Below are 26,399 nucleotides of genomic sequence, written 5' to 3'. Positions count from 1 at the left end.
GCTTTCCGCATACTTTTTGAGATGACGCGCATCGTGTTCTTTCCCTGCTCAGGCATCCCTCTTCTTGGGAAGGGTCACCGTAAAGGTCGATCCTTTCCCGACGGTGCTGTCCACGGTGATGGTTCCCTCATGACGCTTGACGATCTCTGCCACAATGTAGAGTCCCATGCCCAAACCAGGGATCGCTTTCTGCCTGGGACCAGAGGCCCGATAGAACCGTTCAAAGATTTTGTCGCGCTGCTCTCGTGGGATGCCCAGGCCATGATCGCAGACACGGACCGTGACCGTCTCTTCGGAGGTACTCAGGTCCATCTCGACTGTCTCTGCACCGGGAGAATACTTGATGGCATTGCTGATCAGATTGGTGAAGACCTGTCCGAGCCGGTCTTTGTCTCCGACGAGTGAGCGCGGTGCCGCACCATGCACCACAATGGCATGTGTCGTACTGAGCTGCTGCATCGTTTCTGCCACCTCATGGAGCATCGCATCAAGATCGACCGTCTCCCGGACGTACTCCAGCCTGCCTGCCTGGATCTTGGAGACATCCAGTAACTCTTCAATCAGGCGTTCCAGTTGCTTGACAGGCCCCTCTACCCTGGTAAGCGCTGTGGCAGCCTCGTGATGGGATTGCCTTTCCAGTCGTTTTTGCACCAGCTGGATCTGCATCTTTAAGGCTGCAAGTGGGTTCCTGAGCTCATGACTGGCCACGCTGATAAAGTCATCTTTGCGCTGCTCCAATTCCTTGCGGGCAGAATTATCCAGTACAAAGGCGATCGCCTGGCGTGGGTGATGCTGGAAGACGACCCCGCACACGAGCACCGGAAGGCGACTGCCATCTTTACACACGTACTCTTTCTCATACGTCGTAGACTGCTGAGTAGCAAGTTCCTGATGGGCCTGCTGGGTACGAGCCAGGTAGTCTGGGGGCGTCATGTGCAACCAGTTCATGCGCCCTTCACGCAGGTCTTCGTGGGTATAGCCGGTCATGCGCAGAAAGGTGTCGTTGGCGTCCACAATCTGCTCCCCTTCGATGATATTGATCCCGATAATGCTGGAGTTCATCAGGACGCTCGCGCGTTCCTGGCTCTGGCGTAAGGCTTCCTCCGTCCGTTTCTGATCGTCGATGTCAGTGATAGTCCCAAACCACTTGACGATCTGACCGGTGTCATTGCGTACCGGCATGGCGCGGGCTAAGAACCAGCGATAGGCTCCGGTCTGGCTATTTCTGAAACGCTCTTCGTGCTCATACATGTCTCCCGTCTCCAGGGCATGCTGCCAGAGCGCTCGGGTGCCTTCCCGATCATCGGGATGGATGAACGAGAGAGGAGCCCATCGGTCGCTTTGCATGTGCTCAACCGTAACCCCCATGTAGTCACACCAGCGCTGGTTTATATACTCGTGCTGGCCATTTGGGCGCGTCGTCCACACCATCTGCGGCACTGTTTCGGCCAGCACCCGCCAGTTCTCCTCACTGGCTTTGATTCTCTGTTCAGCCTGTTTCTGCTCATCGATGTCAGTGGTAGTGCCAAAATATTTCAGGATCGTGCCCTGCGCATCTTTGAACGGTGCTCCTCTGGCAAGAAACCAACGATAGTCTCCGGTGGTACCATTGCGCAGGCGCTGTTCCGCTTCATAGGGCCTGCCTGCCTGGACGGCGCTCTGCCACCCCGCCAGGACGCGTTGCCGGTCATCGGGGTGGATGGCCTGGAGCCAGCCGTCCCCCTGGTATTGTTGAGAGGTCATGTCGGTATAATCGCACCAGCGTGGGTTCGCGTATTCAGCAGAACCATCGGGGCGCATGATCCAGACAAATTGGGGGATGGCATCGACCAGGGAACGCAGTTCTGCTTCGGCCCGCTTTTTGTCATGTATATCGGTGCAGGTACCAACATATTTGAGGATCGTACCCTGCGCATCGGTGTAGGGTGTGGCTTGCATCAGGAACCAGCGATACTCCCCGGTCGCGCCATGGCGCAGGCGCTGTTCCGTTTCATAGGGCTCGCCGTTCTGGACGGCGCGCTGCCATGTCTCCAGGACGCGTTGCCGGTCCTGCGGATGCGTACACTGCATCCATCCCTCCCCCTGGGCCTCTTCGGTGCTCAGGCCCGTATAATCGCGCCAGCGTTGATTATACGAGTCGACGTACCCGTCCGGTCGCCCCGTCCAGACCAACTGGGGAATGGCATCGATGAGGGCATGGATGTCTCTTTCGGCTCGCTTGCGCGCGGTGATGTCGATGCCGGCGATGACGAGGTACTCGACGTGGTGATTCGCATCCAGGTGGGGGGTGATCACGCTCTCAAAGGAAAGGAGCATCCCTTCCCTGGGGCGAACCAGGGCCTCGAAACGCACCGTTTCTCCCCTGCTGGCTCGCGCGATGGCTGCGCGGAGCCGCTCTTGACTGGCAGGAGCAAAGGACCACCAGGGGGTCTCGGCCAGCGGTTTGCCAATCACCTCCTCGCGTCGAACCTGCGCGTCATCTAACGGGACCGCATTGATATCCAACACGATTCCCTCGGGCGTCAGAATCCCGATCCTGGTATGCAAGCCATCCAGGTCATTGATACAGAGGCGCTCGCACTGGGGAAACGTCTCCTGGCGTGGTGCTGGTGCTCTCATCTGGTGGAATTGCAACGTGAGTCCCCCAACGGTCGGAGTGAGTTGCGCGTGCAGCCAGTTCCGGGTCATAGGAGACCAATACTCCACTTCGTTCGGTTCTTTGGTTTGCCTGGTCCTGCGCATAGCCTGATAGAGTGAGGGGCTCACCAGTTGGGGAGCGTAGTGCCAGAACCTGTTCCCAAGGCATTCCTCGGGTGGTGCTCCGGTGATGGCCTGCGCGCTCGCATTGGCATACATTATGGTCTCAGCGTCATCGACGACAAAGAAGGCATCAGGAAGGGTCTCAAGAATGGTGAGGAGCGTCTCACGCGACCCAGGAGTGAGACGCTTGGTTTGCTTGGTATTGGACATACGGTGGTACCTCTCCTTTTCACGTACCCCCCATCCCTGAGAACGAAGACGCATTCCTGCTCAAACCGAAAGCACGTCTAGTGAAATGATGTGATATCTGTGAGAAACAAGCAAGCTGGACTGGACTCCAGTACCAGGCCTCGAAGGAATACGAGGCATGAGTAATAGCGAGAGACGCTCAAGCAGCCTCGCGGAACGCTCAAGCAGCAGAGCATCCTCGAAACGTGAGGAAACAGTGCTGATGCTGGTTGGAACAGGCACCGGACATTTCCTGAAAAGTCCCACAAAGATAACATTTGTGAGGGTGTACAACGTCTCGCGTCACTATCCGTCACTACAACGCTACCATGGTGCGCCGTTTCGGCGTACGTCAAATTTCTTTCAGAGGGAGGTGAGGTCGAGAGTAAAACCTCAAGGACACCCATGGTGACAGTATACGCCAGGCAACCCGCCCTAGCGGGAACTCTTTCTATGACGTTGAAAGGATCATGAATTGGGCTGCGCTGCCTTTCTAAATCTACTCAAATGTGCTTATACGCCCTCGAATAGATGCAATTGCTGCACCTGGCCCTCAAAGGAAGCCCCATGACTTCTACGCCGCTTTGGGTCACATGCAGCACATCGCACTCAGGACGAGCCTGAGTATATAGCCCTCGCCGGGCAAGGAACCTCATCAAGATGTTGTGAGCACTGTTCTCATCTCGATCCATGACGAGTCCACATTCCGCGCGCCGATACGTTCTTTTCCGCACTTGCACTTGCTGCGTTTCGAGCGAAGCCGATCCAACTGGTTGTTGTACCAACGCGAGCCTTTGAACCCACCGATGTGATAGGTTCGGCCCCCTTCCGTGACCCCAGTTGCCAGCGTCTTGATGCCCAGATCGAAAGCCACTACATCACCGTCGCGTTTGGCTTCCTCGGGCTATCGGTAGCTGAAAGAGGCGTAGTAGTTACCTCTGCCATCGCGACTGATCGCCACCTCTCGAAAGCCTTCTGGAGGCTCTTCGGTGAGGGAAAACCAGGCGAACGGTACCACCATAGCAACCCAGTGGGGTCAGTTTTTCCACCGCCTGGTGCAACCATAGACCGCTCGCCAATATGACGCCGTCTCTATTCGAAAGGCTGGTTCCAGCGGCCGCGATGAACAACCTCGCTCAACGTTTTGCGCTTCTTCAGTCCTTTCCCAAGTGAGGTCGCAGGATAGCCGAAGGGGACAATCGCCAGGATCTCGATGTTCTCGGGGATGCCCAGGAGAGGCCGCACATCTTGCAGGTTGTTGAAGCCAACCCAGTTCGATCCAATGCCCCGCGCCCACGCAGTCAGGATCATGGATTGAATAGCTCGGCTGGCATCGGAGACGGCAAATGGGCTCTGTTCCATCCCTACCACAATCGCGAGAGGTGCCTGAGCGATATAGGGGCCAGAACGTGCGAGGGTGGCAAGTTGACCCATTGTCTCCCGGTCCTCAATCACAATAAAGTGCCAGGGCTGCCCATTCATACTACTGGCAGTCAGGTGTCCCGCTTCAACAATTTGCCGAACCGCATCCTCAGGAACGGGCTTCTCCTGGTATTGTCGCACGGCAAGCACAGTGCGAACAGCCTCAAATACGTCCATCAGTTTTCTCTCTTTCTCGCCCCAGTAAGGCAATGATGGGATTCATTTACTACTGTCCAATAACACATAGTGACGCCCAAATATGCCGTTCGTCAGGGAAGGAACTGTGGCAAGCAGAGGACAGATTCTACCGCCGTGTTAGCTGCGGTACGATCGCTCAATAGCCTGGAAAGCGATATTTGACGCTGCTGAAAGACCCCACGGCTTAAGCCCATTTGCCTCTTCTCAAGCAGAGCGCACAGATGGTCCCGAACCGGGGGAATATGCTGGCGGGAGAGCAGGAGGAGTGAACGCTGCGCCAGGATTCTGTGTGTATGAAACGATGAGCGATATTGGTGCACTATAGTGCGCGCAGTTGATTGGTCTCGCCACGCGTCTGGGAAGAATGTTGAGCTTGCAGCTCTGTAAAGGCCATAGGAAAATACCATCAGGGTCAATCAGAACCCCGTATCCAGGTATGATCGACTGGAAAAAGGTGAGTCAGAACAGCCAGAACCTCGTGAACCTCTTTCCTGACAGAGCGCTCATTAAAGAGGATGCGTTCAATTTCAATCGAAAGGGATGTTTCCCAGAGGGCTCTCGACGCACACGAGCCTCCTCCTCTACCTGGCCAGCAGGAGGAAAGATCTCCTGCTGGCTAACTCTGGTGATGCCTCTGGCCCCTTCGGCTTCAGCAGGGGCTAGTTCCTCTCGCTACCAATGTCTTTAGTTAACATAAATGTATTAGATGATAAAAATAAAGATAATGAGTATGTAGAACTCTTGATGCAAAGTGGCCTGAAAGTGTCCCGCTCCTGTCCTGGTAGGAACTTCCTTTTCCTCGTACACTTCTAATACAGAAACCGGCGTTTCCTCGCCAGCGAAGAAGCAGAGGGCTTTCGTCAACCATCTCCATGCCGTTCATTTGCCTGAGCGCACGCTAGCCGATGTTCAGGCGGTTTTGGCAAATACTATTTGACGGCATGCCAGGTGAAGGCAATCCCTTCCAGAGTGGAAGTGGCTGCTGTCAGAAGCAGAAGAGAATGACGGCGAATGCCTTGCTCTACGATAGAAGGGATAGATAGAGCGTTATGGCAGGCCATGTTGATCAACAGATCGACCAGTATCACCTTATGCGTCTTCTAGAACAACGCGCTACGAGCGAAATCTACCTTGCGCAGCTTCGTAATCAAGGAACACCTGTCGCCATACATTTGTTTCACAGCACTATCGAGAATGAAGATGCCCGCGAGCGTTTTCGGGCAGAGATAGAGCCCCTGATACGCTTGAAGCATCCTCATCTGCTATCGATTTATGACTATGGAGAGAAGGAGCACATTCCATACCTGGTCGTGGCTACTATGGCCGGAGAAACATTGCGTCAACGATATCCCCTGGAGAGCAAGGTTGAGCTTGCCACTGTGCTCGATGTTGTAAGCCAGGTTGCCAGTGCCCTCCAGTACATGCATGAGCATGGTTTGGTCCACCACGATATTCGCCCTGAACAGATATGGATTGACACAAACAATACTGTCCTGCTTCGTCCACCGGAATTGACATCGCTCACGATGACAACGCAATTTCAAGAGCAAAGCGACCTGGTAGATATGGTTGCGTATCTGGCACCTGAACAACGCCAGGGGCGCCCTGAACCAGCAAGTGACCAATATTCCCTGGCAGTTGTTGCTTACGAGTTGCTGAGTGGTCATTTGCCTTTCCAGGGATCATTTATGGAGGTGATAAAGCAACAGGAGAGCGCTCCCCCACCTCCGCTTGATGCCTCACCCGGCCTGCCACCTGGGATAAACACGGTGCTCTCGCGAGCACTCAGCAAAGATCCAGCGGCACGCTTCCCCTCTATGCTGAGTTTTGTCGCTGCCTTGCAAGATGCTGCCGATGGCAAGGAGATCCAGGCGGTGGCCCCTGTCGCGCTTGTTTCGAGCAGCCAGGGACAAATCGGATTTGGAGCGACCCATACAGGCTCGGGATACGATCCAGCATCACAGTCTCACCAGTTCGAGGCAGGTACGGCAACCTCGGAAAAACCCATGGTCTTGCCAGTCGTGCGTGGCCCTTTCCAGAGCCAGGATCTGCGGATAGTAGGCGTGTACTGTGCAATTGCCTTGCTCCTGCAAGGCCTGGTCTGCCTGAGACTCTATACTGGCTTAAATGACTTTGTTACCAATGTGAATGCTCAGGATCCAGCGGTCTTCTCAAACCTGTTAGCAGAGTATGCGGGAGCGATGATTGGCTTTGAGGTCATCACAGCTATACTCTCCTTCTTGACAAGCTACATGACCGGCCCGGTGTTTGGAGCATGGCGTGGGGCTATTATCAATCTGATCTATTACACTGGTTCCACACTTGGGTTACTGACCGTGTTTCTTCTAATCAATCCCGCAAACCAGAGCGCCTCGGATCCCACAAATCTTGCACCTGGCACAATCAAATTTTACCTGAAGATACCCTCTCCAGCACAGGTACTCATTCTCGTGGCGATCACGCTCCTGGGATCGATGGCCTTTGCCTTTGTGGTAGGAAAAGTGTATGAGCGGCGCAAGAAGCGCAACCTGTTCATTTCCTGGGGAATCTATACCCTGGCGGTCCTGGGTATGATTCTCTGGACTAATATTGCTTATGCCCTCGCTACGCCACTGCTAGGAAATTTACAGCAAACCCCGAGCCTCGGAGTTATTGGCCAGACTCCCTGGATCTCGTTGATCATCGTGCCACCATTGATGGTAGGCCTGGAAGCCATTATCCAGGCTATCGTGCTCAGGCGTCGTCAGAGGCACGACTCATGATAGACGACAATCTGAAAGACCTGCCAGACCTACATGCCTTTCGTTTATTGCAACGAATAGGAAGAGGAGGTTTTGCAGATGTATACCTTGCCAGGCAGGAGCACCTCGATATGCTGGTTGCTATCAAGTTACTGCATAACCGCCTGGATGGCGAGGACAAGCTTGAGAGCTTTCGTCAGGAAGCACGTTTGATTGCTCAGCTTGAGCATCCCCATATCGTACGTGTGCTTGACTTTGGGATTGTGGAGCAAACCCCTTACCTGGTAATGAACTATGCATCAGGGGGAACGCTGCGACAACGCGTCCCCAGAGGAAGTTGCTTACCCTTGCCACGGGTTGTCGAGTATGTAAGCCAGGTTGCCGATGCGCTCCAGTGGGCGCATCGGCATCACGTTGTGCACCGCGATGTGAAGCCAGAGAACATTCTCTTTGGGAGTCACGGGCAATTGCTCTTGAGTGATTTTGGCATTGCGATCATGGTTCAGGATCTCTCATCCGAAGGACATCATGTAGCAGGCACAGCAGCTTATATGGCCCCTGAACAAGTGCAGAGGCGACCAGAGCCTGCAAGCGACCAATATGCACTGGCTGTCATGGCCTATGAATGGCTCTGCGGGGAACGACCATTTCAGGGATCATCAATGCAGATGATGCTGCAACATCTTTCAGTTCCCCCACCATCGTTTCCTCTCTCTCTTGCCATACCACAAGAGGTGGAGCGTGTCATACACCAAGCGTTGGCGAAGGAGCCCATAGAACGTTTTGCTTCAGTAAGGGAGTTTGCGCAGGCCCTCCGAAAAGCGAGCGCCTTACCTGACTCCGCCTTTGTTGCTGGGCCTGATCAGTACCAACAGGATCAGCAAATCGTTCACCTGGAAACTACTGTCTCCGACGTGAACGTCGCCGCCTTGACCGGCGCACGCTATCTCTCACCTGGTGAAGAGAAGCCAGAGCGCACCACTATTTTCCCTCTCCAGCGAGAGGCATACGGGCGTGGTGGCGTTCTCGTAACCCTGGTGGCCTGCGTCTTCCCACTGTTGCTTCTGCTCCCAACGTTGATTGGAAATGGTGCTCTCTACTCATACCTGAACGAGAATGAGTTGCCCTCACTCTGTCTTCTCGCCTGGCTTCTGCTTATCGGCCCGGTATTGGGAAGCAGGCGCGCGCCACTGGTAGTCATGCTCGTCTATAGCCTCGTTTTGACGCCACTGCTGTTACAGGGGCGCATTCCCCTCTTCACCGCTCTAGGTACGACGCTGGCGCAGATCGTCATAACCGCCGGAGCAGGGGCCTGGCAGGAGCGCAAGAGAGCGTATCAGTTTCTGTCATCATTGCTGCTTACCCTTGTAAGTATGGTCGCTTCAATCTCGCTCAATTCATTCATTTTTCAACAGCCGCTTTATTGTCCGTTTATCAGTATCTCAATATCTCATCCAACATCACTAACAATTCTACCAATTGTAGCATCGCTGCTGGCCGCGAGCCTGGAGTGGATAGTGTCTATTTGTATGCCATCATCGCGTCGCCTGTCATTGCCACAAGTAAAGCACCGAAACGACATCCATGATCAGCGGACACAATAGTTGCTGAGAGTCTGCTTGCCTGGAGAGAAGGAAGAATGGTCAACTATAAAGAACATCTTGGTAACTATCGCCTGCTCAAACCACTGGGTGAGAGCAAACTTGCCCGGGTGTACCTGGCTGAACATATACACCTGGGCACTCAGGCCGTAATCAAAGTATTGCATACGCGGGAATTGCAAGAAGAGCACGGAGAGCTTTTTAAGCAAGAGGCTTATATCCTGGCTCACCTGGAGCATCCCCATATCTTGCGCATACTCAATTTTGATCTTGATGAGGGAATGCCCTTCCTGGTCATGTCCTATGCTTCAGGAGGCTCGCTCCAAATGCGTCACCCCTCTGGCAGCCGCGTACCTCTTCCCCAGGTGAATGACTATGTTCAGCAGATAGCGTCAGCGTTGCAATATGCGCATAAACAAAAGATTATCCATCGGAATGTCAAACCCAAAAACCTTCTGATAGGAGCGCATGGTGAAATTCTTCTGACTGACTTTAGTATTGCCTCGCAGAGTCGGAGTATGGCCGGTGGAATTGTCGGTACACCAACCTACGCGGCCCCTGAGCAGATGTACCAGCAAGCCGTAGCCGCCAGCGACCAATATGCGCTTGGCATTATCGTCTATGAGTGGCTGTGTGGACACGTCCCCTTTCAAGGTACCTTCGCGGAAATACTCTCCCAGCATTATTCAGCGCCCGTACCTTCTCTTCGTCAGCAGACAGGGCTCTCATCAGCCATTGAGAATGTTGTGCTAAGAGCGCTGGAGAAGGAGCCAGAGCAGCGTTTCCCCTCGCTCCAGGCATTTGCGAAAGCGTTTCAGGACGCGGTCGATCAGCAGGAACGGGCCGCGAGAAGGATCAGCGAAGGGAAAGGGGATGAGCCATCTTCGGCGGAGCAGACCGCGATGGTGCTGAGAGAGACCGATGAAGAAGATACGAACGAAAGTGAACAATCGCCCGCGTATATACCTTCTCAGCCTCTCGTTGAGGGCGACATAAAGCATTTCCCGCTCTTTCGCGGTGCACCACGCTGGCGTGACATACTGGTCATCCCAGGATATATCGTGAGCCTTGTGCTGCTCATCTTGCTGGCCTATATATTGAGACCGCCCTCATCTTCAGGTGTGGTTACACAGGGTGGAGCTCTCTCTCCCGAGGGTTTAAGTACCGTGTTGTTTATTTTTCTCTTGTGGGTGTTCATTGGCATCTGGATGCTACTGGCTGGTGCCATGCTTGGCTGGTGGCGGGGATGCTGTGCCATGTTTCTCACGGGTTTGCTGCTCTACATCTTGTATCCCCAGGCGTTGGGACCCATCCTGGTGTTTACAAGTACCACGCTATTATGTGCCTGTTTAAGCGGTGTTTTATTGGAATATCGTCAATATCGTCGGCAACACAGCTTCCTGGCAAGCTGGGGCATTCTAAGTCTGGCCTTTCTTCTCTCCTCCTCGTGGATGATGTTCCTCTTGGAGATTGTAGGGGGACCTTTTCTCTCTCCCTCATTGCGTATAGGGGAGGGCGGCTGGATGTTTATGTATGGACCACTTGGGGCCCTGGTTATGTCTGCCATAGACTGCGCGCACTGTCTTGGCGGCGGCCTCTTTCTGGCACCACTGGTTGCCGGGATCGAGGTCGGATTGGCGCAGTTAGACAACTTTAGAAAGGTAAGAATGATAGAAAATGAATAGTATATCATCGGCTATGGCTATGCAATTTGATCCATCTCAGCGATGGAAGAGCTTGAGTGTCCTATGGTCTGTCGTGCAAGTCTTTTTTTTCGGCGTGAGCATCCTCCTCTTGCTGCTGATGGTGAGTTTCAATCTGCAAATTCTCCCTGAGCGAGGGCAGATAGAATTCGCCTTCATTGTCATTGTCGTCCCCATACTCCTGATTCTTAGTATTGTTCAGGCTCAACGCTCGTATCATCAAAGCGTCTCACGCCGCCGACAGATCCTCAGTGGAGAGTGGCAGGAACGCACGCAATTTCAGCCCGCGCCTCAGAACCAGAATGCGCTGCCGTCAACGCCGATATGGCTGGGCATCCGTCTCAATCTGGCACCAATCATCCTGAACTTCATTCTCATTCTCCTATGTTTTGGGGGCATCCTGCTGTTACTCTGGTCGCTTTACTCCACCTGGGCCACCTTCCTGAACAACTATGGCAACGCAGCCACAGCGATAGCATTGGATGCCTGGCTCAGGTATGTCGTGCTCGCAATCATCTTGTGGGTAGCCTGGACCGCCCTGGGGGTCTTTGTCAACTTGAGGATGCGTCGCTGGCTTTGTCCAGAGCTTGAGGCGACGGAGGATGGCCTGGCAGCCTGGTATCCTGGCGAGGAAGTGATTATCCCATGGGGCGACGTTCGCTACTTCGCGCTTGTCAAGCAACATAAATCATCGCCAGACCCAAACGACTGGACCTATGAGATCGGCGATGGCGAGAAGAGTATTCGCTGGCAGCAGCCATACATGGCAAAGCGCATGTACCCGCTCTACGTATCAGAGCTCCCGCGAGACCAGTATGAGCAAGAGTTTGCCAATCTCCTCTCACTGATCGCGGCGCGAACGGGCCGGCCACTGCTTGACATGCGTCTGAAATAATCGTGTATATGTCAGATGTCCATTTAGCTCGTTTCTGGGGAGGGCGGGTCTTGCTCTGCTCCTCCCTGTTCCTGCACAAGTTGAGCGTAGAGTTCCCGGGTAGCGACCGTTTTTGGGTGAGCATCTCCCAGGGACAACGAGCGGATCTTCAGGGCACGCTCAGCAAAGGAGAGCGCCTTGCCCAGATCGCCCTGTTTCTGCGAGAAGATAGCCATATCATACAACGTTTGCGCCGTCTCTGGATGCTGTTGCCCAAGCTGCTGCTCTCGGATGGAGAGCACCTGCTGATAGAGAGCTTTCGCTTCTGCGTACCTGCCCTGTTCACGGGAAAGGTTCGCCAGGCCATTAAGCGCCAGGGCCACATCGGGACTTTCAGCCCCCTGGTTCTGCTCATTGATCCTTAATGCTTGCTGATAGAGTGATTCAGCCTCTGCATACCTGCCCTGCTCTTGAGAGAGTTCAGCCAGGTTATAGAGTGCGTGAGCCACCAGGGGATCGTCAGGTCCCAGTGCCTGTCTACTGATGCTTAATCCGCGTTGTAGGAGCAATTCAGCCTCTGCATATTTGCCCTGTCCCGTATAAAGTTCAGCCAGATTATGGAGCGCCCGGGCTACATCGGGATGCTCAGGTCCCTGGCTCTGCTCGCTGAGGTGCAATGCGCGCTGAAAGAGCGGCTCAGCCTCCGCATATTTGCCCTGTTCCGCATTAAGGATTGCCAGATTATTGAGAGCGACGGCGATAAAAGGATGGCTCGGTCCCAGCGCTTGTCTCCAGATATACAATGCGCGTTGAAAGAGCGGCTCAGCCTCCGTATACTGGCCCTTCTTCCAGTAGATAAGGGCCAGATTATTGAGCGCCCGAGCGACTTCGGGATGGTCCGATCCCAGAAGCTGCTCCCGGATGTGTACTGCACGCTGATAGAACGGCTCGGCTTCTGCATACTGTCCCCCCTCTCGCAGATACTGACCTACTTTGTAGGCTAAGGATGCCAGGGCGAGGGAGCCTTCAGCGTCTCCAATTCGGTGTAAACAGAGCAGCACGTGTGGCACCAGTCGATCACACTGCTTCTTCCAGGGAGCAAACTCCGTCGTGGGCTGTACTTCCGGAAACACTGCGTCGAGCGCTTCAACGACTCGCGAGGCCCACTCTTTTCGTTCTGTCTCCGTCATGGCATCCAGGAGCACTGCCTGCATCAGTCGATGGATCGAGAAGGTTTGTGCTTCTGGCTGACGAGACAGCAAGGAATAGGAACACGCGAGGGCAACTACGCGGTTCCAGTCTAGCATGTCGCGAAACACCGCCTCCAACGTTGCGCCAAGATGCTCGCCCCCCTGGCGAAAGAGTTCTTCAGGGATCGCATCTGGCTGCAGCAGCGCACAGACCCGCAAAAAGTCCCGCACCGCCGGGTGGCGTTCGGCTGTCGCGGCGACAGCAAGAGCAAACGTTGTGGACACTGGCAGTGGGTGATTCTGTGCACCCTCTCCTCGCTGCTGGAGCAGGGCAGCACGCCGGGTACGGAAGAGATCCAGGTAGGCAGGCAGGCCACACTGCGTTTCTTCCAGGTAAGCCCCAGCCTGATCGAGCGCCAGGGGCAATCCTCCTGTCGCCGTGACCAGTTCCGCCGCTGCCGCGTAGTGGGACGGCTGTTGCACGGAAAGCTGATGCATGGGTTCGCCAGTCGCTTCCGCCTCTAACACTCTGGCACGACGCAACAGGAATAACATCCCTTCCCTGTGCTTCATGGGCAAGAGGGGGATGCCTCGCGCATGTGTCCCCAACGCCTGAAGGCGTGTCGTGAGCAGTACTGCCCCCTGCCGTCTCGATGGAAGGAAACGATCCAATACGCCCAGGTCTTCCACGTTATCACAGATGAGCAGCCACTGATGATGCGTCATGAGCCAGTCGCGGACCGCCGTGATAACGCGTTGCTGATCCCTGTCACCCCGTTCCGGCAATTGGAGCGTCTCGGCGATACGTAGCAGGCTCAAGGCGAGGCTCTCGGCGGTCTCTGTCCCAATCCAGAAGACCGCGTGGTACTTCTGGGCGAACCGAAAGGCAAACTCCAGGGCAATCTGCGTCTTGCCGACACCTCCCAGCCCGTGGAGTGCATACACATAGGTAAATGCCGCCTCCTGATTGATGGAGAGGGCCGTGTGGAGAGTTGTGAGAATCTCTTCTCGACCGGTGAAAAAGGGATTGCGTGGATAGGGAACACACCAGAGAGGCGTGTGAGGCGTCTGGGTTTCCTGATCTTCAAACAGCTCTTCAGGACGTAGCCCAAAAAAGCGGCTGAGTTGGAGCCGGACCGACGCTTGAGGAAGCGCCTGTCCTTGCTCCCAACGGCGGATACTTCTGGCGGAGATAGCCAGAGCCTCTGCCAGAGCTTCTTGCGATAAGTGAAGGCGCAATCGCTCCTGACGTAACCGTTTCCCGAAGTGCATGGATACGTGTTCATCCTTCTATATAGGCAGCATGGGCTGACAACATTAAATGCTACTACTACAGTATAAACAAAGGAAATCGGCACGTAAAGTTATTGGGGCAAAATGTCCAGAAGTGTCCTCCTCCTGTCCTGGTCAAAGCTGCCCTTTCCTCATACACTTGAGATGCTACATGTTGGGATCCCGACATTTTTTCCTATGTTTTCTCCGCTAAGCAAGAGAGACAATGGAACATATTAAGGGTGCATAAGGAAGATAAAGTGACAACCGAAGGTTTCTTTGGCTGGAACAGGAACATCTCTTCAGGATACAGGCGAAAATCAATTACAATGAGCGATTTTCTAATGCCTCAAAGGGAGCATGTAGAACACGATCATAAGAAGTTGCAGTTGCTTATCGTAATCAAATTGCCGCTTCTACGCTGAGAGAGCGCTAGAAGCGGCCTTGACTTTTTTTCGTTTGTCTTGCACGACGAAGCACCTGCAATCAACCTGATCCAGGTGCTTTGTCGTTATTTTCGTCATTTGCCCATTTTCAATCCCCCTGCAAAAGAGATCGGCCATTCTGATCAAAACTCAATCAATACGATTTGTTATCGCTTCAGTTTGCTGGTGACACTCCGCCAACGGTTGAAACCGTACAGCTTCTTCGTGCACTCCTTCGTAGTCGGTGCTGTGAGTCGATGTAGCGTGGCTACAACTCGTTCAATCCCGTAGTGGGAGAGGAATACGCTCAAGCTCTGATCTACACATCAGATATCTTGAAGGGCGGTGCCCTGCCCGTTCAAGCTCTCATGCCTTGCTTTGCCGTTGTGTAGCCCTGCGAAGCTTTTGACAGCTTGGAGAGAGTGAACACCTTTTTCTTTCAAGAACTGCTGTTGCCAGCAGTGGGAGGCTTTTCTTCTGCATGTTCTTCGTGCTCGCAACACTTCCTAAAGCCGTACCGGGGTCGTGCCTTCGTTGCTGCATGTGCTTATTCTAACAGGAGAACCTTTGTTCGTCAAGCGCAAGGCTAAAGCCACAAACGCCTCACCACTGCCGTTGAAACGGCGTGGCTTGCGGCGGGCTAAAGCCCATATCGTCATGGGAGTGCTTTCACTGCTGAGATTCCTCCTTGTACCATTGCGTCGCCAGCGGCCCATCAGGCGCGCGAGTAGCGCATGAATACAACGCCTGATGGCAGTGATCTGGCTTCGATCAGGCGCAGATAAACGCGCAGAGCCTCAGGAAAAAGTTTCTTGCCACTACCGAGCACAACCGGGTAAACATGCAGGCTATATTCATCAATCAGATCGTGCTCGGCCAAGGTATGAACCAGCACGCTGCTGCCATCGATGGCGATGTTCTTGCCGGGCTGTGCTTTCAAGGTGCGCACTTCCTCGACAACATTGCTGCTAATCAAGGTTGAGTTGCGCCAGGCCGAGGCCGTTGTTAGGGTTGTGGAAACAACGTACTTCGGCATGCTGTTCATGAGATCGCCAAAGGGGTCCCCGGCTGGCATGGGTTCAAATGCCCCTCCGTGGATCTGCCAGGTTTTGCGCCCCAGAAGCAGCGCGCCAGTTTGGCTCATTTCCTCAAAGAAGTGCGCGCCAATGTCATCGTGCCAGAACGGCCCTGTCCACCCACCGTGAGTGAAGCCGCCCTCGGTATCTTCTTCTGCGCCACCAGGTGCTTGTATGACATTGTCCAACGACACAAACTCTGAGACAACGATCTTTCGCATGATTCCCTCCATATTGTTCCTTTCCGATACTCTATCGAAAGGGATGTTTCCCAGAGGACTCTCGACGCACACGAGCCTCCTCCTCTACCTGGCCAGCAGGAGGAAAGACCTCCTGCTGGCTAACTCTGGTGACCCCCTTGCCTCCCTGTTCGGGGGCGATGGGAGGAGGAACATCCTGCGATCTAAGGATGCTCCTGGTCGTGATTCTTGTGAGATTCCCTGGACAGGGATAGTATGCCTCAAGGAAAAGGAGTTGTCTTGTACAAAAACGAAAGCTGCTCAGGTCGGCTGTGATGAAGCAATTGAGCGGGAGTTTGTCCAATGAAGTGCCTCAGCGACCTGGTGAGATGTGGCTGATCGTAATAGCCAGCCTGCACAATGGTGTCGAGAATTGAGACGCCTTGCTGTAAGAGGAAGGTGGCAGAGCGGGCTCGTTCGATTTGTCGGACAGCGCTCTGGGTGATCCCGATAGACTGCAAGAACCGATTTTGGACCGAGCGCAGGGTCAGGTCGTTGAGGTGTCCCTGTAGGGCAGCCTCGATGATGGGATCACGAACCAGCAGCCCCTCATGCACCAGCCTGTCAACAAAGGTATCGGCATTCTCATAGGTAGGAATTTGCCAGGCCGAGCCACCCAGCCAGAAGGTGGTGTTGGAAGAGGCTTCCAGGTTCACCGAGGCATCCACCAGCGATCTTGCAGGCAGATGAGGCAGAAACACGCCCGGCTTCAACAAGATGCCAAACCACTCCCCCTCGGCAGGACAGTCTCCAACCGGGGTGGCTTTGGTCTCGGGTCCCCGCACTGTCAGGGTGATCTTGCCCTGGAGTTTACTCACGACAAGCTCAAGGCGGCTCACGGCAATAGAGAGAAACGGGTGAGAGCCCTCGCTATGGGTGCACCAGATCCGTTCGACAAAAGACGAGTCCGAGGGTCTCTGCGCATCAAAGAAAATCATGCTTTTGTCTCCGATGTCTGCATTCGTTTGGCACAATCTTTGCAATGTTGATTCTTCTTATGTAATTTCTTATGTAATTTTCAAGCTCAATAGAAGTGAAAATTAGCATCCCGCGAGTTTTTTTCGCATTCTACCATAAAAAAATCCAGAGAAACACGAAAGAACCGATAAAAAAGTACTGATTTTGCTCTCAATGAGATACATTTTTTGTACATTTAACAAAATCGTCCCGAACAGTATGCAATTTCTAAAGAAGTGCCGGTGAAGAAGGGATAGCTATACTTAAGAGTAATAATGGCGACAATGTAGGGAGAGTACAAGGATTCGTACAAAAATGGGCCATTTTGCTGGGAGGAGTCCGTCACGTTCGCATGAACGGTGACAATGAGTGCCAGCCATCCTCCCATGACAATCTCCTGTTCGCCATTAGAGGATCGTTTCTTTTCACACAAAAAAGGAGTTTTCCGTGCAGAAACGAGCTATCCGAGCGTTTGCAGTCTCCATGTTTGTTCTCATTCTGGCAGCCTTAACCCCCCTGACCGTATTTGCGGCGCCAGCTTCCCAAGAGAACACCGCTTCTTCCCCGGACACGAATCCCTACTCGCCTGCGTACCAGCACAGCTACCGACATGGCGCAGTCCCTACGACCAGTCAACAGGTTAAGATCAAAGCCTATCAGCAGGCGCATTCAAGCTCAACTCCAGCAGCGTCCGCTAACACACTGTCCTATGGTGGTGGCATCGACGGCATTGGTGTGACCAGCGGCAAAGAGAAAGTCTATCTGGTCTTCTGGGGCACCCAGTGGGGAACTCAGAGCACTGACAGCAGTGGCAACCTGACATTTTCCAACGACTCCGCTGGTGCCGCGCCACGCTTACAGAATATGTTCAAGGGCCTGGGCACTGGCAACGAACTGTGGTCAGGCGTGATGACCCAGTATTGTGACGGTTCCGGCGTCACGGCAGGTGCTACCAGTTGTTCATCGAGTACCGCACATGTTGGCTACCCGACTGGTGGTGCTTTCTCTGGTGTCTGGTACGATAACTCCGGTGCCGAGCCAAGTACGGCGAGCGGAAATCAGTTAGCCAACGAGGCAATCAAGGCCGCCGGACACTTCAGCAACACGACGGCGGCAAGCAACCGATATGCACAGTACGTGATCCTCTCGGCGACCGGAACCAACCCCGACGGCTGGAGGACCGGAGGATTCTGCGCGTGGCACGACTATAATGGTGACACGACGCTTTCTGGCGGCGCGGCCAGCTCGCCCTACGGTGATATCGCCTTCACCAACATGCCATATGTTCTAGACGCTGGCAGCAGTTGCGGCCAGAATTTCGTTAACTCTGGCTCAGCGGGCACTCTCGATGGCTTCACCATGGTCGAAGGCCACGAATACTCCGAAACCATTACCGACCAGAATCCCGCTGGCGGTTGGACGAGCAGTAGTAGTGGGCAAGAGAACGCGGATGAGTGCGCCTGGATTTCCTCCGGCCAGGGTGCCTCTGCTAATGTCACGATGGGCAACGGCACCTACACCATGCAATCGACCTGGTCGAATGACACCAACAGGTGCGATATATCCCACCCCATCGTTGGTGGAGGAACCACAACGAATGATTTCTCGATCAGCGCCAGTCCCACCAGCCTGTCTATTGCTCCCGGTGGCAGCGGCACCTCTACGATCAGCACTGCGGTAACCAGTGGCTCGGCGGGAACCGTTAGCCTCTCGGCGAGCGTCTCGCCTTCCGGCCCAACAGCCTCGCTCTCGCCCACTTCGGTCACGGCGGGTAGCTCCTCAACCCTGACCGTCTCGGTTGGCTCGTCGGTCGCGACGGGAACCTATACCGTTAGCGTGACTGGCACCGAAGGCAGTGCCACCCACAGCACATCCGTGACGGTGACTGTCACATCAACGAGCGGTGGTGGCATTACCAACGGAGGCTTCGAGACGGGGAGCCTCTCCGGCTGGACCTCCGCTGGGACTACCTCGGTCAGCACCACAGTGCATTCGGGCAGTTATTCAGCTCGGGTGGGCTCAACCTCGCCGACCAATGGCGACAGCAGCATCAGCCAGACCTTCACGGTACCCAGTGGGAATACGCATCTGACCTTCTGGTATCGCGTGTATTGTCCAGATACGCTGACCTATGACTGGGCAACGGCGACACTGAAGGACAACACGAGTGGTACGACCTCGACCGTCCTGGCCAAGACCTGTAACACCAACGGGACCTGGGTCCAGGTGTCAGCTACGGTGACGGCTGGCCACTCCTATACTCTGAAGTTGATCAGTCACGACGATAACTATGCTGGCGACGCGACGTACACGTACTACGATGATGTTGTACTAAGCTAGCGAGATCAATGGGCACTCACAAATGGGGATAGCTGCTTGAGCTATCCCCATCTGTGATCATTTGGGGGCGCAAGGGTGGGCGCTGGTGGCTGCATACCCGCTGCAACGCGAGGTCGAGCGTCCACAAAAAGCGCAGGTGCAACGAGAGCGAGCAGAAAGGCACAAGCCTGTGTGCCGTGGGACTTCAACATCGACTCCACCTGGCAGTTTGTACGATCCAATTTCTGCTCTTGAAACATGCCTGAATCAAGCAGTGAGTACACGATTAAGCCGAACAGTTTTAATAATGGACGTGATGGAGCCGATGAGCAAAGTGATGCCCCAGATGATGGTAATGATACCAATGCATAGAGCGGCGATCGCGTCAGTAATACTGACGAGGAATGCCGGAACGATACCAAGAAGAAGGCTAACGAGAACAGTGCCAAGAAGAGAGGTAAGAAGAAGCAGAAGAAGTCCTTTGCTTTCAAGGAAGCGCTGCTGAGCGAAGAACAGGCTACCGGAGAAACCAAACTTGAGTAACATGATGACGCTCAATACCACATATGCACCTGCCCGATTAAAGGATCCGTACACAATGAGGTAGATAAGCGTGCCGAAAGGTATGGATATGAGCAGCGAGATCATCAGCATAAGCAGGCTAAGGGCAATGAAGATCTGGCGGAGAGCGAAACCCATGAGTAGGAGTGAGAAGATGAGGGTGGCAATTCCCTGTACTCTGCCATGCAAGCGCTCTGGAATGAATAAGGCAACACCCATAAGGATAACGGTGAAAAGCATGATACTGTCAAGGAGGGCCAGATCGGGGAGACCAAGACCCGGTGGATGCCCCTGACTGCTAAGCTGTGCCACCATATTTTGCTGGTCACGGTTGAGTCCGGCAGTAGCTGCAGAGAGCTGTGGAGGCAGTTGGAAGGCTGTGATTGGAATCGGGTTGCTGCGAAGCACGCCCGGGAGGGCTGTACCCATTTCAATGAGTACGACGATACAAATCAAGACAATAGCACAGAATAAGAAAGGAGTACGCAAGCGATTCATTGCATACCTCAAAACTACCGAACGCTTAGGACAAACGGCAAAACGTAATCCCCTTCCTTTGATCCGATTACCGACCCTGGATAGAGACTTCGCACGCCCGAATGATCCACTTTTTCCTTACGTGTTTAGGTTTGAGTGAGCACGGGAATAAGTGATAGAGCCAGGTAAGCGTACTTCGTTGCTTACCTATACCGTTCCTGAGCCAATTATAGCTGGAAGTCAATAGAGCGGTCAAGCACGCAAAGTATTGTTCATGCTATTTAAGAATTTATTTCATTTCTAGCTTAAATATATCCTATCGCGTCGCGAGCAATGATTAAATAGAAATCTTCAAGGTTCTATAAGTAGCTTTTGGAAGTGGTTTTTGATATTTTACCATGAAATAAAGTATACTACTTTTATATATCTCAATTGCATACAGATGCTTGTGTATCTTTAACCTCTAAAAAAAGCGCCCGGGCACGTCTGATCTATAGATGCGGTTACAAGAACCATATATTTTCCTTCCTCTGCCTGGAGATGGGGGCCTCCAGGCAGAGAATTGGCAGAAGGGTTTGGGATGATACCGGTCGCATATCAATCGATTTCAGGCGCAGAAACGAGGACGCCGTGATTGATCAAGTGGATAGAGAGCTACAAGAGTGGGTAAAGAGCGTTGTCATGGGGGCTGATGTTGTTCTGGGCCCACCTCGTCAGTTAGATGGCAAACATGGCGTGAGCCTCTATTTGCTCGCGTTAACCAATCCCCCGCAAGCGTGGATGAATCGACAGCCTCCTATACGAATTGCATTGCGCTATTTCGTGGCAACCTGGGCAGGAGACGATGAGGAGGAGGCACATCGTCTCCTGGGAAAACTCGTCCTGGCGGCTATGAAGAAGCATGAGTATGAGCTTGACCTGGCAGAAGTGCCTGCGGCCATGTGGGCGGCCTTAGGCATAGCCCCACGCCCCACGTTTACGCTATGTGTTCCACTCCCCATTGAGCGGCCAGAGCCGGTCACCAGGCTAGTACAAGGGCCTTTAGTAATGCGTGGCACGCCTATCACAAGTCTGTACGGGATCGTACTGGGGCCAGGTGATGTCCCGATTGCCGGGGCAAGTGTGGAACTGCCCGCTCTCCAACTTCGCAATTACACCGATACAGGGGGACGATTCCACTTCCCCACAGTGCCTGGGGAAGCGGGTAGTATCCGCTTGCTGGTGAAGGCAAAAGGGCGGGTGCAGAATGTTACGGTGGAACAACCCACTTCCGGCAGAGAGCCACTGGCGATACGGTTCGATTCATTCGAGATAAAGTGAGAACTACCATGATGAATCCTATGGCACCGGACATTTACATTGAGGAAGTTTCGGGGGGACGAGACCAATCCAGGCAGTTGGCACAAGCACTGCTGGTTTTGTCGGCGAAGCCCCCGATCCAACCAGGCGCTTGAACGAAGCAGTAGCTATTAACAACTGGTCGCAGTTCATGCGCTTTTTCGTCTCCGAGGGGAGTAAGAGCACGCCGCTCTCACACGCCGTCTACGGTTTTTTCCAGAACGGCGGTAGCCGATGCTTCGTGGTCAACGTTGGTAAAGGTGGGTCGATCGCGGGCGGGGGACGTGCCCGCGTAGGACTCGATGTCCTCGAGCAGATCGATGAGGTCGCTATCGTTGCAGCACCGGGATACACCGATGCTACTTCATATGACCTCGTCCTTTCGCACTGTGAAAGGCTCAAGGATCGGGTCGCGATACTGGACGCACCTGAAAATGTTGAAGACATTACGTTGCTGACACAGGTTGCCACAGCGAAGGCCCAGCCGACATCGGGAACAAGTCATGCAGGGGCGACTGGTGAAACCAAAAAGGGTAACGCCGCCGAGGGAGATTACGGTACGACCGCTGAACTCGGAGGATCGAGGGGGGCTCGGCCACGGCAGTCAGATAGCGGCTATGGAGCGTTTTATTTCCCCTGGATCACAGTGCGCGACTCACTCTCGCCCAACGACCTCGTTGATGTGCCGCCCTCTGGTCATCTTGCCGGAATTTGGGCGCGCACGGATGCGACGCGAGGTGTACATAAAGCACCGGCGAATGAATCGGTACGGGGTGCGCTCAATCTTACCTATCTGCTCACACGCGATGAACAGGGAATATTGAATCAGAGTGGCGTAAACTGTCTTCGGTCGTTCGCGCGTGAGGGAATTCGTGTTTGGGGTGCGCGTACCATTGCCGATGGAAGTAGTGAGTGGCGTTATCTCAACGTGCGGCGCCTGTTCAATATGATTGAAGAATCGATAGCCACGAGTACACGCTGGATTGTCTTTGAACCAAATGACAGGACCCTATGGAAATCGATCCGGAGGGACCTCTCGGCATTCCTGACGCGTTTGTGGCGAGACGGGGCGTTGATGGGTCGCACACCTCAGGAAGCGTTCTTTGTCAAGTGCGACGAAGAAACAAATCCACCCGACACCATTGATGCTGGTATGGTTGTCACGGTTATTGGTATTGCCCCTGTCAAACCCGCCGAGTTCATTGTTTTCCGTATCAGTCAGCATGCAAGTGGGCTTGATACAGAAACTGTGGGAGGTTTTAATGCCTGAAGCTGGAGATATAGCACCAGGAACGGCGCCGTCTGGTGCGCAACCGGGCGTATTCAACGACCCCTATCGGGCCTATAACTTTAAACTGGTGATTCAGGGCGTCACTGAAGGACATTTTACGGCTTGCAGCGGGCTGGGAATCAAGATTCACGTCATCAAGTACCGCGAAGGGGGAACGAACCAGGTGGTGCATTGCATTCCAGGCCCGGTAGAATATGCCGATGTGACGTTACGCTATGGACTCACCGCCTCGCATGAGGTCTGGGATTGGCTCATGACCGCAGTGGCGGGAAGAGTCGAACGCAAGAATGTCTCTATTCTGATGCTCGATAGTGATGGCGTGAGCGAAATGATGCGTTGGGATCTCATCAATGCCTGGCCGTCTGAGTGGCGTGGCGCTCCCCTGGACGCGCTCAATCGCGAGGCCGCCATCGAGACCTTGACGTTAGTCTACGAGACATTGCAACGGGCGTAGAAACGATGGAAAAACGGAGCGTCAAAGGCTTGATGTTGCATGCACTGGCAAGCCAGTTACAGCGTTGGGCAGATTTCGTGGCCAGGCAGGCGGGAGCCGAACGTCGCGGAGCGCTATGGGGCCAGGGGAGCGCGCAGCGCGTCGATCTAAGAAGCTCAGCGGTCGATTCCCGTTTTGCATCTTCACCTATGCCGGTAGCGCAGTCGCCGATCCTTGAAGAATTTGTGGAAAGTGGGGATATTGACAGTCCGCCTGCTCACTGGCTGGCACGGGTGCAGCAAGGCGCACCAGAACTGCTGTGGCAGAAAGGGCATGCCAGCCGGAGCACGGCAATACCATCTCAGGTATCCCTGGCGGCACAGGAACAGAGCGGCACACGGACAATGATCGACGGACAAGAAATGCATGTGCCTGCGGCGCTACGAGTGGAGAAGGATGCTAGCAGGTCAGCGGAGCCGGGTAAACAGCCTGACGAAGCTCGCAGGGAAGGTCAGGTCAACATGAAAGCGTCTGTGTTAGGGGAGGAGAGTCCACGTGTACCTTCCGCCCGGCAGGCCAGTCACGACGCTCGCCCTTTCACTGATTGGCACACGTTTCCAACTGGCAACAGCGGAGGAGGAGCGCTAATAGGTGTAGAAGAGAGGAGACCAGCGCGAACAGAGAAGACTGAGCCAGCAGAACCAGCGGGAGAAGCCTTGCCCCAGGCAGGCGTTGGTCACAACCATCAGGTGAGCCCGGGTGCTTCGCATGTGCCAAACACGCAAGTGGTAAGCAATCACTTACAAGACAGCGAGAAGAACGAGCACAACCTCTGGTCTCAAGCGAGCATACCAGGACCAGCACACGGCCATCAATCACTCATCGAGCTGGAACAGGCAAGCATGCGCTGGCCATCTCTTCCTCTGGAAGAGACAACCCACAACCTGAGCACGGATTGGGACATAGCGCGACGAGCCTGGGAACGGGAGCAACGATTGGACGAGGAACAGCGAGGTCGCTCATGGAACGCGTAGCCTTTTTGCTGGAAGAAACCAATGAGCGTCTGGGATGTTTACTCAATCCCGATAGCCTGGTGATGCGCCGGCTGGCGGGAGTGCTGCCCCGGCGTTCACTGGGAGGGGTGGTGAACGGAGTGGAGTTACGGGATGATCCCCTGCTCTACACCGGAGGTGGCAGGACAGAGCTAGAACTCAATCTCTTATTTGATATTTCTCTGGCAGGGTCTTCCATCGTGACGAGTGATGTGCGTGATCTCACGGGGCCACTATGGAATCTTGCTGAAAATACTCGTGGCGTCAGTAGCTATCGACGGCCTCCGCTGGTGCGTTTTGTCTGGGGCAAATCGTGGAACATACCCGCGATCGTGGTCGCGGTGGCTGAGCACCTGGAGCAGTTTACAGCAGAGGGGGCCCCACAGCGCTCCTGGTTGCGTATGAGACTCTGGCGAGTAAACGAGCCGCTGAAAACGACGCTACCGGGAAGGCAGCCGCTTCAGGCTCAAACGCTCTCCCCGGAAGGGCTACAAGTGCCCCCGGAGAGTGTATCAGAGGACCGCGTACGCGTGCATGTTGTCAGCGAGGGTGAGCGCCTCGATGTGATTGCCGCCCGTTACTACCCAGAACAATCGGCAGCAGAGGTGCCTTCCCTATGGCGGATGCTCGCCTCGTTCAATAATCTGCAAAATCCGCTTCACCTCCCGGTGGGTTTCTTGCTGCGCATCCCGCCACTCTCGGTCCTAGGAGGAGAAGGCGCATGAACTATGTACATTCCCTGCCCGAGGTGCTTGTGGAAGCGGAGGGAGCGGCGCTCGCCCCTGATATTTCGCAGTCGCTAGGAGAGGTACGGATTCAGAAGCGTCTCTCGCTGCCGACACTCTGCGAATTGACATTTTTCGATCCGCCAGCGTCCCTGGCGAGCGCCGTATGGCTAACACCAGGGACGGCGTTGCGTGTCATGATCGCAGGGCAGCCGGAACCACTTTTTGCGGGTCAGGTGACGGCAGTTGAGCATTGCTACGAGCCAGCCTATGGTCGCGCGATTCGCGTTCGGGGGTACGATCTCCTGCATCGGCTACGGAAGCGTCAATCGGTGCGCGCCCACGTACAGGTCACGACACGAGACCTGGCGCAAGAACTAGCCGCCGACCTGGGATTGGTTGTGAAGGCAGCGGAACCTGGACCATTGTGGCCCCGGCTCATCCAGCATCGGCAATCAGATCTTGAACTCCTGCAGGAAGTGGCCGAACGGTGTGGGTTATACCTGGCGCTACGGGGAAATGTCCTGCATCTGTTGACCTTGCAAGGCATTGGCGAGGTCGTGCCACTTGCCCTGGGCGAGTCCCTCCTTCAAGCGCGCATCGAGATCAATGCTGACACGGTATGCCAATCAGTGGCCGCGGCGGGATGGGATCCATCACGAATAGAAACCCACGAAGGCCAGGCATCACGGGCGCGAGTAGGACGTGCTGTTGCCGCCGGGATAACTCCGGCACGTGTCGGTGGAAGCGAGAGGCACGAGCTTGTTGATGAAGCGGCACCTGGCAGCGATCACGCGACCGGGCTCGCGCAGGCAGAGTTAGACTTGCGGGTGGCGCGAGAAGTGACGCTCTGGGGGATAGCCGAGGGCGATCCACGCCTACAACCAGGAACGCCGGTGGAGGTCACAGGAGTAGCCGACGCCGTCGCGGGGCGCTACGTCCTCTCGGCTGTCACACATACCATCGATGCCCGTAAGGGCTTTATTTCCGAAATCTCCAGTTCTCCTCCTGCTACGCGACCGCGGTCGCGCAGCAGTCTCGCCACGCCAGGAGTGGTAACTCAGATAGATGATCCCGAGAAGTTAGGGCGCATTCGCGTTTCCCTGCCAACGTATGGCAACGTGGAGACAGACTGGATGGGGGTTTTGAGCGCAGGGGCGGGCGCGGGAAAAGGATTTATAACCTTACCAGACATTGGAGACCACGTGCTGGTCCTCTTCGCGCACGAAGATCCAGGTCAGGGAGTGGTGCTCGGTGGACTCTACGGAGTAGAGGAACCACCGGATGTGGGCATTGATGGCGGCGTGGTGCGCCGCTATACGTTACTGACCCCGGGCGGGCAGCGTATCCAGCTTGACGATGGGCAGCAGACGATCCGCCTGGAGAACAGTCGTGGAAGCTACTGCGAACTCTCGCCGCAGAAGGTGCGCGTACATGCGGCGGCGGATTTGGAGATCGAGGCACCGGGGCAACGGGTAGTCATCCGCGGCAAGAACATCGATTTTGAGAGAGGATAA

17 protein-coding genes and 1 pseudogene are annotated in these 26,399 nt (G+C 54.7%); 11 read left to right on the top strand and 7 right to left on the bottom strand.

Annotated elements, in window-relative coordinates:
• Positions 1 to 48 precede the first annotated feature (48 nt).
• The 3 genes and pseudogenes from KTE_RS36910 to KTE_RS36905 all read right to left on the bottom strand — a co-directional run bounded on the left by KTE_RS36910 (position 49) and on the right by KTE_RS36905 (position 4,587).
• Positions 49 to 2,970: a PAS domain S-box protein gene (locus KTE_RS36910; RefSeq protein WP_201390646.1), complete on the bottom strand. Its 2,922-nt coding sequence runs from the start codon at positions 2,968 to 2,970 to the stop codon at positions 49 to 51.
• Positions 2,971 to 3,501: 531 nt separating this feature from the next.
• A pseudogene (locus tag KTE_RS48240) lies at positions 3,502 to 3,982 on the bottom strand (hypothetical protein); the annotation flags it as partial.
• Between the two features lie 98 nt (positions 3,983 to 4,080).
• The gene (locus tag KTE_RS36905) at positions 4,081 to 4,587 is read right to left on the bottom strand and encodes a nitroreductase family protein (RefSeq protein ID WP_201390644.1); all 507 of its coding nucleotides are present in this window, start codon (positions 4,585 to 4,587) and stop codon (positions 4,081 to 4,083) included.
• 1,070 nt (positions 4,588 to 5,657) lie between these two features.
• On the opposite strand from KTE_RS36905, the gene KTE_RS36900 reads away from it, so the two are divergent.
• The 4 genes from KTE_RS36900 to KTE_RS36885 are packed head-to-tail and all read left to right on the top strand — an operon-like array spanning position 5,658 to position 11,548.
• A complete protein-coding gene (locus KTE_RS36900) occupies positions 5,658 to 7,370 on the top strand; it encodes a serine/threonine-protein kinase (RefSeq protein ID WP_201390642.1) in 1,713 nt (570 codons plus the stop codon).
• Positions 7,367 to 8,953, top strand: coding sequence for a serine/threonine-protein kinase (locus KTE_RS36895; protein WP_201390640.1), 1,587 nt, complete (start codon positions 7,367 to 7,369; stop codon positions 8,951 to 8,953). The genes KTE_RS36900 and KTE_RS36895 overlap by 4 nt, the downstream gene beginning before the upstream one ends.
• Before the next feature lie 35 nt (positions 8,954 to 8,988).
• The gene (locus KTE_RS36890) at positions 8,989 to 10,635 is read left to right on the top strand and encodes a serine/threonine-protein kinase (protein ID WP_201390637.1); all 1,647 of its coding nucleotides are present in this window, start codon (positions 8,989 to 8,991) and stop codon (positions 10,633 to 10,635) included.
• Positions 10,628 to 11,548, top strand: coding sequence for a hypothetical protein (locus KTE_RS36885; RefSeq protein ID WP_201390635.1), 921 nt, complete (start codon positions 10,628 to 10,630; stop codon positions 11,546 to 11,548). The genes KTE_RS36890 and KTE_RS36885 overlap by 8 nt, the downstream gene beginning before the upstream one ends.
• Before the next feature lie 23 nt (positions 11,549 to 11,571).
• Here KTE_RS36885 and fxsT read toward each other — a convergent pair whose 3' ends face one another.
• The 3 genes from fxsT to KTE_RS36870 form a co-directional block, all read right to left on the bottom strand.
• Positions 11,572 to 13,989, bottom strand: a complete 2,418-nt coding sequence (fxsT, locus tag KTE_RS36880) for an FxSxx-COOH system tetratricopeptide repeat protein (protein WP_201390633.1) — start codon at positions 13,987 to 13,989, stop codon at positions 11,572 to 11,574.
• A gap of 1,140 nt (positions 13,990 to 15,129) precedes the next feature.
• Positions 15,130 to 15,711 (bottom strand): dihydrofolate reductase family protein, encoded by a 582-nt coding sequence (locus tag KTE_RS36875; RefSeq protein ID WP_201390631.1) that lies wholly within the window; start codon positions 15,709 to 15,711, stop codon positions 15,130 to 15,132.
• A gap of 239 nt (positions 15,712 to 15,950) precedes the next feature.
• Complete coding sequence (locus KTE_RS36870; RefSeq protein WP_201390629.1) at positions 15,951 to 16,667, bottom strand: helix-turn-helix domain-containing protein; 717 nt, start codon at positions 16,665 to 16,667, stop codon at positions 15,951 to 15,953.
• Between the two features lie 466 nt (positions 16,668 to 17,133).
• Between KTE_RS36870 and KTE_RS36865 the strand changes: the two genes are divergently transcribed.
• Positions 17,134 to 19,026 (top strand): hypothetical protein, encoded by a 1,893-nt coding sequence (locus KTE_RS36865; protein ID WP_201390627.1) that lies wholly within the window; start codon positions 17,134 to 17,136, stop codon positions 19,024 to 19,026.
• Between the two features lie 246 nt (positions 19,027 to 19,272).
• On the opposite strand, the gene KTE_RS36860 is transcribed toward KTE_RS36865, so the two are convergent.
• Positions 19,273 to 20,064 carry a hypothetical protein gene (locus KTE_RS36860; RefSeq protein WP_201390625.1) on the bottom strand — a complete coding sequence of 264 codons (792 nt, stop codon included), beginning with the start codon at positions 20,062 to 20,064 and terminating at the stop codon, positions 19,273 to 19,275.
• 609 nt (positions 20,065 to 20,673) lie between these two features.
• Here KTE_RS36860 and KTE_RS36855 point away from each other — a divergent pair.
• From KTE_RS36855 to KTE_RS36830, 6 genes are all read left to right on the top strand, one after another.
• Positions 20,674 to 21,363: a hypothetical protein gene (locus KTE_RS36855; RefSeq protein ID WP_236600852.1), complete on the top strand. Its 690-nt coding sequence runs from the start codon at positions 20,674 to 20,676 to the stop codon at positions 21,361 to 21,363.
• Between the two features lie 130 nt (positions 21,364 to 21,493).
• Positions 21,494 to 22,651: a phage tail sheath C-terminal domain-containing protein gene (locus KTE_RS36850; RefSeq protein WP_201390621.1), complete on the top strand. Its 1,158-nt coding sequence runs from the start codon at positions 21,494 to 21,496 to the stop codon at positions 22,649 to 22,651.
• A complete protein-coding gene (locus KTE_RS36845; protein ID WP_201390619.1) occupies positions 22,644 to 23,126 on the top strand; it encodes a phage tail protein in 483 nt (160 codons plus the stop codon). Before KTE_RS36850 ends, KTE_RS36845 begins: the two co-directional genes overlap by 8 nt.
• Positions 23,127 to 23,131: 5 nt before the next feature.
• Positions 23,132 to 24,139, top strand: a complete 1,008-nt coding sequence (locus tag KTE_RS36840; protein WP_201390617.1) for a hypothetical protein — start codon at positions 23,132 to 23,134, stop codon at positions 24,137 to 24,139.
• Positions 24,127 to 24,882 carry a LysM peptidoglycan-binding domain-containing protein gene (locus tag KTE_RS36835; protein ID WP_201390615.1) on the top strand — a complete coding sequence of 252 codons (756 nt, stop codon included), beginning with the start codon at positions 24,127 to 24,129 and terminating at the stop codon, positions 24,880 to 24,882. The genes KTE_RS36840 and KTE_RS36835 overlap by 13 nt, the downstream gene beginning before the upstream one ends.
• Complete coding sequence (locus KTE_RS36830; protein WP_201390613.1) at positions 24,879 to 26,399, top strand: phage baseplate assembly protein V; 1,521 nt, start codon at positions 24,879 to 24,881, stop codon at positions 26,397 to 26,399. Before KTE_RS36835 ends, KTE_RS36830 begins: the two co-directional genes overlap by 4 nt.

Source organism: Ktedonobacter sp. SOSP1-85 (genome assembly GCF_016587415.1).
GTDB lineage: Bacteria > Chloroflexota > Ktedonobacteria > Ktedonobacterales > Ktedonobacteraceae > Ktedonobacter.
This window is presented reverse-complemented; position numbering and strand designations above follow the sequence as displayed.

Bases quoted from the DNA above. Each gene is read 5' to 3' on its own strand.
- fxsT (WP_201390633.1), bottom strand. From the start codon at position 13,989: ATGCACTTCGGGAAACGGTTACGTCAGGAGCGATTGCGCCTTCACTTA.
- KTE_RS36895 (WP_201390640.1), top strand. From the start codon at position 7,367: ATGATAGACGACAATCTGAAAGACCTGCCAGACCTACATGCCTTTCGT.
- KTE_RS36840 (WP_201390617.1), top strand. From the start codon at position 23,132: ATGGAAAAACGGAGCGTCAAAGGCTTGATGTTGCATGCACTGGCAAGC.
- KTE_RS36860 (WP_201390625.1), bottom strand. From the start codon at position 20,064: ATGAATCGCTTGCGTACTCCTTTCTTATTCTGTGCTATTGTCTTGATT.
- KTE_RS36830 (WP_201390613.1), top strand. From the start codon at position 24,879: ATGAACTATGTACATTCCCTGCCCGAGGTGCTTGTGGAAGCGGAGGGA.
- KTE_RS36900 (WP_201390642.1), top strand. From the start codon at position 5,658: ATGGCAGGCCATGTTGATCAACAGATCGACCAGTATCACCTTATGCGT.
- KTE_RS36910 (WP_201390646.1), bottom strand. From the start codon at position 2,970: ATGTCCAATACCAAGCAAACCAAGCGTCTCACTCCTGGGTCGCGTGAG.
- KTE_RS36890 (WP_201390637.1), top strand. From the start codon at position 8,989: ATGGTCAACTATAAAGAACATCTTGGTAACTATCGCCTGCTCAAACCA.
- KTE_RS36905 (WP_201390644.1), bottom strand. From the start codon at position 4,587: ATGGACGTATTTGAGGCTGTTCGCACTGTGCTTGCCGTGCGACAATAC.
- KTE_RS36835 (WP_201390615.1), top strand. From the start codon at position 24,127: ATGGAACGCGTAGCCTTTTTGCTGGAAGAAACCAATGAGCGTCTGGGA.
- KTE_RS36845 (WP_201390619.1), top strand. From the start codon at position 22,644: ATGCCTGAAGCTGGAGATATAGCACCAGGAACGGCGCCGTCTGGTGCG.
- KTE_RS36885 (WP_201390635.1), top strand. From the start codon at position 10,628: ATGAATAGTATATCATCGGCTATGGCTATGCAATTTGATCCATCTCAG.
- KTE_RS36870 (WP_201390629.1), bottom strand. From the start codon at position 16,667: ATGATTTTCTTTGATGCGCAGAGACCCTCGGACTCGTCTTTTGTCGAA.
- KTE_RS36875 (WP_201390631.1), bottom strand. From the start codon at position 15,711: ATGCGAAAGATCGTTGTCTCAGAGTTTGTGTCGTTGGACAATGTCATA.